Origin of the sequence: Streptomyces katrae, from assembly GCF_000966975.1 — a bacterium.
GTDB lineage: Bacteria > Actinomycetota > Actinomycetes > Streptomycetales > Streptomycetaceae > Streptomyces > Streptomyces katrae.
The window spans coordinates 1-9,168 of record NZ_JZWV01000876.1 but is presented as its reverse complement, the minus strand read 5'-3'; the positions used below and the strand labels follow the sequence as shown (position 1 = coordinate 9,168).

At 74.4% G+C, this 9,168-nt stretch carries 8 protein-coding genes; 7 read left to right on the top strand and 1 reads right to left on the bottom strand.

The window, feature by feature from the left end; genetic code table 11:
• On the bottom strand, positions 1–1,018 hold a 1,018-nt coding region (locus VR44_RS28525; RefSeq protein ID WP_045950492.1), incomplete at its 3' end, for an NAD(P)/FAD-dependent oxidoreductase.
• A 730-nt stretch (positions 1,019–1,748) separates the two neighbouring features.
• Between VR44_RS28525 and VR44_RS47655 the strand changes: the two genes are divergently transcribed.
• Genes VR44_RS47655 through VR44_RS47645 form a run of 7 tightly spaced genes read left to right on the top strand, consistent with a single transcriptional unit; the run spans position 1,749 to position 9,132 of the window.
• On the top strand, positions 1,749–2,504 hold the full coding sequence (locus tag VR44_RS47655) for a phenylacetate--CoA ligase family protein (RefSeq protein ID WP_157880421.1): 756 nt from the start codon (positions 1,749–1,751) through the stop codon (positions 2,502–2,504).
• A complete protein-coding gene (locus tag VR44_RS47650) occupies positions 2,446–3,003 on the top strand; it encodes a hypothetical protein (protein ID WP_169791055.1) in 558 nt (185 codons plus the stop codon). Before VR44_RS47655 ends, VR44_RS47650 begins: the two co-directional genes overlap by 59 nt.
• Positions 3,000–4,265, top strand: a complete 1,266-nt coding sequence (locus VR44_RS28515) for an MFS transporter (protein ID WP_045950491.1) — start codon at positions 3,000–3,002, stop codon at positions 4,263–4,265. Before VR44_RS47650 ends, VR44_RS28515 begins: the two co-directional genes overlap by 4 nt.
• Positions 4,262–5,413 carry a GNAT family N-acetyltransferase gene (locus VR44_RS28510; RefSeq protein ID WP_045950490.1) on the top strand — a complete coding sequence of 384 codons (1,152 nt, stop codon included), beginning with the start codon at positions 4,262–4,264 and terminating at the stop codon, positions 5,411–5,413. Before VR44_RS28515 ends, VR44_RS28510 begins: the two co-directional genes overlap by 4 nt.
• Positions 5,410–6,558 (top strand): LuxE/PaaK family acyltransferase, encoded by a 1,149-nt coding sequence (locus tag VR44_RS28505; protein WP_045950489.1) that lies wholly within the window; start codon positions 5,410–5,412, stop codon positions 6,556–6,558. The genes VR44_RS28510 and VR44_RS28505 overlap by 4 nt, the downstream gene beginning before the upstream one ends.
• Positions 6,559–6,560: 2 nt before the next feature.
• On the top strand, positions 6,561–8,813 hold the full coding sequence (locus VR44_RS28500; protein WP_245692381.1) for an acyl-CoA reductase: 2,253 nt from the start codon (positions 6,561–6,563) through the stop codon (positions 8,811–8,813).
• Positions 8,797–9,132 carry a phenylacetate--CoA ligase family protein gene (locus tag VR44_RS47645; protein ID WP_245692378.1) on the top strand — a complete coding sequence of 112 codons (336 nt, stop codon included), beginning with the start codon at positions 8,797–8,799 and terminating at the stop codon, positions 9,130–9,132. Before VR44_RS28500 ends, VR44_RS47645 begins: the two co-directional genes overlap by 17 nt.
• The last annotated feature ends 36 nt before the right edge of the window (positions 9,133–9,168 follow it).

The window sequence follows — 9,168 nt, the reverse complement described above, 5'->3', positions numbered from 1 at the left end:
CGATCAGGTTGTCCGCGAGGGTGCGGCCCTGGCGCAGGGCGTGCTGTGCGGTGGGCGGGCAGAGGGCGCCCTCCTGGCCGGCGGCGAGGTCGGGGACGGCCGCGGCGTCCCCCAGTGCGAAGACTCCGGGCGCGCCCGGCACCGTCATCTCGGGCGTCACCAGCAGCCTGCCGCGGACGGTTTCCGCGCCGAGCGTGCCGATCAGGGGGCTGGCCGTCACCCCCGCCGTCCAGATGAGGGTCCTGCTGGGCAGCACCCGGCCGTCGGTGAGCGCCACCTCCGTGGGGCCCGCCTTGGCGACGCTGACGCCGAGGGAGACCTGGATGCCGCGGCGGCGCAGGACGTCCAGGGCGGTGCGGCCCAGGGAGTCGCCGAGTTCGGGCATCAGCCGGGGTGCGAGGTCCAGGAGGTGCCAGCTGATGTGGCGGTGGTCCAGCCGGGGGTAGCGCTTGACGGCGTGGTGGGTGAGCCGCTGCAGGCAGGCCGCCGTCTCGGTGCCGGCGTATCCGCCGCCGACCACGACGAAGCACAGCCGTGCGGCGCGTTCCGCCTCGTCCTCGCTCGCGTCGGCCAGGTCCAGCTGGGAGATGACGTGGTCGCGCAGATGGGTGGCCTCGGCGAGGGTCTTCATGCCCCGGGCGTGCTCGGTGAGGCCGGGGATGTCGAAGGTGCGGGTGATGCTGCCGGGCGCCAGTACCAGGTGGTCGTACGGCTGGTCCGTCAGCTCGCCGGTGATCTTGCGGATGACGCAGACCTTGGCGCGGGTGTCCACGCCGACGGCGCGGCCGGGGATGATCCGGGTGCGGTGGCGGCTGCTGCGCCGCAGGGAGAGGGCGACGGACTGCGGGGTGAGCACTCCGGACGCCACCTGGGGGAGCAACGGGAGGTAGAGCTGGTAGGAGTTGGGGGTGACCAGGGCGATGTCCGCCTCGGCGGGCGCCAGCCTCCGCTCCAGCCGGCGGATGCACTCCACCCCGGCGAATCCGGCTCCCACCACGAGGATCCTCGGTCGTTCCACGGTGTCCGTCCCTTCTCGGGCCTGGCAGGTCTCCCCCTCGCCTGCCCCGCCCGGCGCGGTCTGCACGCGCGGTCACCCGCGGGAACGGGCACCGGCCCCGGCACCGGGCCGGCCGGGACTGAGCACGCGGCCCCCGCCGTCCCGCCGCGGTGCCCGGGGACCGCTGTACGGTCAGTGGTCGCCGGGGGCTTGGCCGGGCCGGGTCCGCGGGGAGGCGGCGACGCGGCCGCGGGCGGTGCCTGCGGTGGGACGACGCAGTGGTGCCGTTGACGGTGGCCCGCCGACGGCATCCCGGGGGGAAGGGGATGCCGCCGACGGTCACCGGCCGCGCGGTTCGCCGGCCCGGTGAGACGTACCACCGTCATGGCGCGTGTGTCCCCGATCGACGGCCTCAAACCCTGTGCGCGACAACGGCCTTGGCGGCGTAGGACGGGCGGGTTCCGGGGCCGGGTCCGAGGGCGCCCGGCGGTGGGCCGCCACTCGGACCCCCGATAGTTGAGCGGAAAATCTTTTCGACTGAGGCGTACTGGCCGAAAATATTGTGCCAATTTGGTGATCAGCGCACTGATGTTTCATCATCGTGACTGAGCGTCATGTTCTGGCGCGCATCGAGCAGACGGGGGCACCAGCGGGGTCCTTCGTCCACCCCGGCCGCTCCGGCCGGAGCGTGCCCGCTCCCGCCGCGCGCAGCCGCGGCCTCCGTACCGATCCACCACCTAGGCAAAGGCACATGTCCGCCCAGCAGCTCTCGGACCCACCCTTCTACCAAGCGCTCTACGCGTCCCTGCCGCCGGACACCGACCGCCTCACCGACCTGCCGGTGGTCGACCAGCAGGCGTTCTGGGCGGCCAACACCCCGCGCGACAACCGCGTCCTGACCGGCCCGCTCAGCGAGGCCACGGTCTACAAGACCGGCGGCACCACCGGGTCCCCCAAGTTCTCCGTCTACACGCGCGACGAATGGCGCACGTTCGTCACCGCCTTCGGCCAGGGACTCGTGGACACGGGCCTGCGCCCGGGGCACCGCGTCGCCGACCTCTTCTACGCCGGGGAGCTGTACGCCAGCTTCCTCTTCGTCCTCGACTCGCTCGCCCACGCGCCCGTGGACAACGTCCGCCTGCCCGTCGGCGGCGGCGCACCGCCGGAGTCGACGATCCCCACGCTGCGCGACCTCGCCGCCCAGGTGCTGGCCGGAACACCGACCACCCTGTGCCGGCTCGCCGAGCTGCCGGCTCGCCGAGCAGGTCCTCTCGTCCGGTGTCCGGCTCGACGCGGTGGAGCTGCTGCTGTTCGGCGGCGAGGCCCTCTTCGACGACCAGCGGCGCCTGCTGGCCGCCGCGTTCCCGCGCGCCGAGGCCCGTTCCGTCGGATACGCCAGCGTCGACGCGGGCCTGCTCGGCCGGCCCGTCCCGGGCCCCGATGCCCGGGTGCACCGCGCCTTCACGCCCTACTCGGTCGTCGAGATCCTCGACGACGCCACCGGTGAGCCCGTCACCGAACCGGGCCGGCCCGGCCGGGTCGTGGTCACCAGCCTCTTCCGCCGCCTCATGCCGATCATCCGCTACCCGGCGGGCGACCGGGCCGAGTGGACCGGCACGGGGCCCGGGCACTTCCGCATCCTCGGCCGCGCCGAGGAGGGCGTACGCGTGGGCCCCGTCTCCCTCTACACCCAGGACGCCCAGGACGCCGTGGCCGCGGCGGACACCGCCGGCCAGGTGGTCGGCGTGCAGCTCGTCGTCCGCCGCTGGGACGGCCGCGACGGGCTCGTCCTGCGGCTGGCCACGGCTCCCGGCGAGCAGGGCCGCGAGGAGCTGGCCAAGGCCGTCGTCACGGAGCTGGAGAACGCCCGGCCGCTGTATCCGGACAGCGTGCGCGCCGGGTTCGTGCACCCGCTGTCCGTGGAGTGGGTGCGCCACCGCGACCTCGCCGTCAACCCGCGCTCGGGCAAGCTCGTCCGGGTCCTCGACGAGAGGCCGACCGCATGACCACCGCCCCGCCCCCGGTACGCACCGGGGCCGACCGGCGGCGCGCTCCGCTGGTCCTGCGAAACCGCGCCTTCGGCGCCGTGTGGCTCGGCCAGGTCCTCACCCAGGCCGCCGTGCGGATGTTCCAGGTCGGCACGGCCTGGTGGATCGTCGCCTACGCCGTGGACGACGCGCGCGGGCTCGCCTCCGGGCTGTTCATGGCGGCCTGTACCCTGCCCGCCGTGGCGCTGGCGCCCGTGGTGGCCTCGGCGGTCGCCCGGTTCGCGCACCGCTCGGTGCTGCGGACGGCCGCCGCCCTGGCCGGGGCCGCCTCGGGGGCCCTGGCGCTGTGGGCGTCCGGCGGCGGCCCGCCGCTCGCCGCCGTGTACGCCACCGGTCTCGCCCTGGCGGCCTGCCAGGCGTTCTTCGACCCCTGCCTGACCACGTCGGTGCCCGAACTCGTCGACGACGCGGACATCGAGACCGCCACCGGCTTCGAGCTGTCCACCCAGTCCCTGGCCGGCCTCGGCGGGGCGCTGCTCGGCGCCCTGACCGTGGACCGGGCCGGTGTGGCCGGGCTGGCCTCCGGCTGCGCGGCCGCCTACCTCGGGGCCGCACTCCTCGTCGCGAGCGCCCGGTTCCGTACCGTCGGGCCGGGCGCCGGGGCCGACGCGCCGGCTCCCTCCCGGCCGCGCCCGCTGCGACGCATCCTCGCGGAACTCCCCTACGTACGGCGGATCCTGGTCTGCTTCACCGCGGCGAACCTCTTCACCGCCGCCGTGTTCGTCGTCATCCCCCTCTACACCCGCTCGGTCCTCGCGGGCGGGGGAGGCACCGTGGCGCTGCTGGAGGCCTCGCTGGGCACCGGCACGCTCGTCGGCGCCTTCACCGGCGCCCGCATGCCGGGCCGCCCCACCGTCGCCGGTGCGTACGGTCTGGGCCTGATGGCCCTCGCCCTCGCCCTGCCGGGGCTGCTCACGCACCGCGCGGCCGTCATGGGCTGCCTGGTGGTGGCCGGCTGGTGCGCCGGGGCCGTGAGCGTCCGCTTCGTGGCCCTGTTCCAGCGGCTGGTGCCGGCGGCCGACAAGCCCGGCTTCTTCGCCGTGATGCAGGCCGTGCTGGGTGCCTCCGTACCGGTGGCCTCCCTCGCGTTCGGCCTCGCCGGGGACTTCGTCTCCCCGCAGGTGCTGTGCCTGGTGCAGGGCGTCGGACTGGTCCCCGCGGCCTGCGCGCTGGCCCTGCTGGAGTCCCCCGCGGCCGAACCCGCCGGAGGTGAGCGGTGAGCCCCGTCGTCACCCCCGCCGCGTGCGCGGACATCGCCGAACTGCGCCAGCTCTACTACGCCGTCTACGGACCCCACTACCCCGTGGCCCTCGGCACGGACCCGGCCGAGATGGCCCGGCTCATCGAGGACCCGCACTCGCTGTGGCTGGTCGCCCGCTGCGCCGACACCGGGGCGCTGACCGGGTCCGCCGCCATCCACGGCGAGGCGGGCAGCCGGATCGGCCGCCTGGAGGGCATCGCCGTGCACCCCGGGCACCGCTCCGCGGGGCTGGCCGCCACCCTCACCGGGGCCCTGTGCGCGGGCATGCTCGACACGGGCCGGCTGGACTCCGTGTACGCGACCGTGCGCACCGTCAGCGCCGGCCCGCAGCGCGTCGTCGCACGCAACGGCTTCCGCCCGCTGGGCATCCTGCCCAACGCGGTGGATCTCCGCAGCCGCGAGAGCCTCGCGCTCTACGCGCGTCACTCCGCCGGGGTGCTCGACCGCCGGATCCCCGTCACCGAAGTCCCCGCCCCGCTCCTGCCGTTGCTGCACACCGCCGAGGCGGCACTGGGCATTCGCTACCCGGGAGTGCGGGCAGCGGCAGCCGCCCCGCGTCCGGCACCGTCCGCGCCGCAGGGCGCCGACGACCGGCTGGAGATGATCGAGGCACCGGCCTTCGTCCGCCGCCGCTTCCGCGAGCGCTTCCCCGGTGCCGACGGCTGGTTCTACCCGCTGCACACCCCCAACGTGCTGCTCACCCCCGAGGACGGCCGGTTCGAGGTCTACGCCTACCTCAACCGTGCCGGAGGCTACTGCTCCCTGCTGACCGCCCACCCCGACCCGGCCGCCGCGGCCGCGTGCCTCGAACCCGTCACCCGGGCCCTGGCCCGCGCGGGCGCCGGCTACGTCGAGGCCCTCGTGCCGCTCGCGCACCACGAGGTCCTCTCGGCCTTCCTGGCCGAGGGGTTCGTCGCCGGGGCCGTCTACCCGGCGATGCGCGCGGACGGCGACGGCTTCCACGACTACGCCGTGCTGTCCCGCTCCGGCGAGCGCATCGACTTCCGCGGCGTCGCTGTCGAACCGCCCCTCCAGCCCTATCTGGACTGCTACGTGTCGGCCTGGGCGTCGACGCACCTGCCCACACCATCCGAGGTTGCCCCATGAACCCCCATCTCGCGCCGGTCGCCGTACCCGACCCGGCCCTCCTGCCACACGTCCAGCAGCTGTGCGACCTGACCGACCCCTACGCCTCCGGGCCCGCCGAGGACGAGCTGTTCGCCGCCGCCATGGCGGAGACCAACGCCTGGCACGCCGATCGCTCCCCCTTCTTCCGCTCCCTGTACGAGGCCACTCCCCCGGCGGAGCCGTACCGGACACCGCTCGTCCACGCGAACTTCTTCAAGCGGCACGAGGTCCTCTCCGTCCCGCGCGAGGACGTCGAGCTGCACCTGACCTCCTCCGGCACCACCGGCCAGAAGTCGCAGATGTTCTTCGACCACTGGACCATCCGCTCCGCCCAGCGGATGGTCGCCCGGATCTTCGACCGCCACGGCTGGATCACCCCCGACCAGGAGGTCAACTACCTCCTCTACAGCTACGAACCGGCCCCCTCCCTCAACCTCGGGACCGCCTTCACCGACAACTACCTGTGCGACTTCGCCCCCGCGCGCAGCGTCGCGTACGCCCTGCGCAACACCGGCGGCGACCACGAGTTCGACCCCTTCGGCTGCATCGCCGCGCTGCGCCGCTTCGAGCGGGAGGACGCCCCGGTGCGCATCCTCGGCTTCCCCGCCTTCCTCTTCTTCACCCTGGAGCGGATGCGGGCCATGGGCCTGCCCCCGCTGCGCCTGCCCGAGGGCTCCCTCGTGGTCCTCGGCGGCGGCTGGAAGGGGCACTCCGACCGGCGCATCGGGAAGGAGGAGCTGTACGCACGCGTCACCGAGCAGCTCGGCATCCCGGCCGAGCGGATCCGGGACACCTTCGGGTCGGTGGAGCACTGCATCCCGTACATCGAGTGCGACCACCATCGGCTGCACGCCCCCGTCTGGTCCCGGGTCACGATCCGCTCCACGCGCACCCTCGAACCCCTGCCGTACGGGGAGCCCGGCTACCTGCACCTGGTCTCGCCGTACATCACCTCGGTGCCGGCGCAGAGCGTGGTCATGGGCGACCTCGCCTCCCTCCAGCCGGGCGAGGCCTGCGGGTGCGAGCTGGGGACCCCCTGGTTCACCGTTCACGGCCGTGCCGGGGTGAGCCGCAACCGCAGCTGCGCGGTGGCCGCAGCGGAACTGATGAAGGGCATGGCGTGACCATGACGGAGACGACGAACGAGGCCGCCGCGTACGAGCGGGGCGGCGACGACCACGCGCACCACTACTGGCAGGGTGACCTCATCGGTGACGAGGAGGCGGGGCGCCGCCTCGCCGCCCTGCCCGCCGCGGTCGAGACCGCGCTGGCCACGGTGCTGGAGACCGAGACCGTGCTCGCCGCCTGCGACGCCCTCGCCACCGCCCTGTGCGACCCGGCCCACCCGGTCCGCACCCGGCTCACCGCGCACCTGCCCGCGGGAGAGGACCCCGCCGTCCTCGCCGAGCTCGGCGGCGCGCTGAGCCGGCGGGAGCTGACCCGCAAGCTGCGCCGCGAGCTGGGGAGCGCGACCCCCGGCCGGCTGGACCGGGCCGATCCCCGCGAAACGGTCTACGAGGCGTGGGCCCCCGTCGGCCTGGTCGTCCATGTCGCCCCGGGCAACGCCGTGACCGTCGCGCCGCTGAGCATCGTCGAGGGACTGCTCGCCGGAAACGTCAACGTTCTGAAGACCAGCGGCGACGACACCCTCCTGACCCAGCACCTGATGGCCGAGCTCGCGGCCCTCGACCCCAGCGGCGCGCTCGCCGCACGGATCGTCGTCCTGCGCTTCCCGTCCTCCCGGCAGGAGTGGCTGCGCCTGATGTGCGCGCCCGCGGACGCCGTCGCCGTGTGGGGCGGGGAAGCAGCCGTCGAAGGGGTCGCGGCCCATGTGCCGGCCGGGTGCCGGCTGGTGGAGTGGGGGCACCGGATCTCCTTCGCGTACCTGACGGCTGACGCCTGGTCGGACGGCGTGACCCTCGGGGCGCTCGCGGACGACGTGTGCCTGCACGAGCAGCAGGCCTGCTCCAGCCCCCAGGTGGTCTACCTCGACACCGACGACGAGAAGGAGGTGTTCGCCTTCGCCGAGCGGTTCGCCGCGGTCCTCGCGGCCCGCCCGCCTGCCGTGGGCGCCGCTGCGTCGGACGAGCCGGACCCCGCCGAGGCCGCCGAACTCACCACCACCGAGCTGGTGGCCCGGCTGGAGGAACACCTCGGCCTGACCCGCGTGTTCGCCGCGCCCGACGGCTCGTGGCGGGTGATGGCCGACACCCGGTCCCCGCTCACGGCGTCGCCGCTGCACCGCAGCGTGTGGGTCAAGCCGCTGCCCCGGCGGCGGCTGATCGCCACCCTGCGCCCGATGCGCCGATACCTGCAGACGGCGGGTATCGCGGGCAGCCGGTCCGACGTCGCCGAACTCTCCCGCACCGCCCTGGCCGCGGGCGTCACCCGCGTCACGCCCGTCGGCGCCATGCAGGAGAGCTACGCGGGCGAGCCGCACGACGGGGTCTACGCCCTCCAGCGCTACAGCCGCCGCGTCGCCGTCCAGGCGGACCCGGACCGGTTCGCCACCACCGCCTGCCTCGACGACCTGGTCCGGCCCGTCGTCCTGCCGCCACCGACCGGCCCGCTGCTGGGCAAGGAGGACGTGCAGGGACCGGCGCGGGAGTTGGCCCGGGCCGATGCCGAGCTGTACTTCCGCAGCGGCGGCAGCACCGGCGCCCCCGCCCTGTCGGTGTTCAGCTACGACGACTACGACACCCAGATGCACGCCGCCGCCCGCGGCCTGCTCGCCGCGGGCTACGACCCGGTCGGGGACCGCACCGCGAACCTCTTCTACTGCGGCGCCATGTACGGCAGCTTCATCAGCTTCTTCTCCGTGCTCGAACGGCTCGGCGGGGTGCAGCTGCCGCTGTCCGCCGGCCCGGACCACCGGGCCACGGCCGAGGCCATCGTCGAGCACCGGGCAGACACCCTCTTCGGCATGCCCTCCTACCTGTGGCAGCTGCTGCACGCGGAGGAGGACACGCTGCGCGCGTACGGGGGCCTGCGCAAGGTGTTCTACGCGCAAGGTGTTCTACGGCGGGGAGCACTTCACGCCGGAGCAGCAGCGCACGCTGAGGGAGCGGTTCGGCGTCGAGGTCATCCGCTCGATCACCTACGGCAGCACCGACCTGGGCCCGCTGGGGTACCAGTGCGAGGAGAGCTCGGGCGGCGTCCACCACCTGCACGCCGACCTCCACACCCTGGAGATCGTGGACCTGGCCGAGGACCGGCCGGTGGCCCCTGGCGAGACGGGCCGGCTGGTGTTCACCACGCACGCCCGGCGCGGTCAGCGGCTGGGCCGCTACCTGATAGGCGACCTGGGCCGGGAGGTGCCGGGCCGCTGTCCCTGCGGCCGCCGCGCGCCCCGCTTCGAGCTGATGGGGCGCACCGGTGACGTGATGCGGGTGGCGACGTACTTCCTCAACCACCGCCGGTTCCTGGCCCTGGCCGAGGAGCAGGGCGGCCACCGGGGCGAGCTCCAGATCCGGCTGGACGCCGCGCGGGCGCGCGAACGGCTGACCGTACGGGTGGAGCGGACGGCGGCGACGGATCCGCAGCGGCTGCGGGAGGTCCTCCTCTCGGGCTACCCGGAGCTCCGCTCGGCGGTGGCGGAGCAGTTGCTGGACCTGGTGGTCGAGGCGGTCGAGAGCGCGTCGCTGGACCGCAGCCCGACGAGCGGCAAGCTCCTCGCGGTGGTGGACGCGCGCCGCTAGGTCGTCTCTTTCGGATCTTGCCGGTCAAGCCCGCGT

Coding starts and splice junctions, on each gene's coding strand:
- VR44_RS47655 (WP_157880421.1), top strand. CDS start 1,749: ATGTCCGCCCAGCAGCTCTCGGACCCACCCTTCTACCAAGCGCTCTAC.
- VR44_RS28515 (WP_045950491.1), top strand. CDS start 3,000: ATGACCACCGCCCCGCCCCCGGTACGCACCGGGGCCGACCGGCGGCGC.
- VR44_RS28505 (WP_045950489.1), top strand. CDS start 5,410: ATGAACCCCCATCTCGCGCCGGTCGCCGTACCCGACCCGGCCCTCCTG.
- VR44_RS28500 (WP_245692381.1), top strand. CDS start 6,561: ATGACGGAGACGACGAACGAGGCCGCCGCGTACGAGCGGGGCGGCGAC.
- VR44_RS47645 (WP_245692378.1), top strand. CDS start 8,797: ATGGGGCGCACCGGTGACGTGATGCGGGTGGCGACGTACTTCCTCAAC.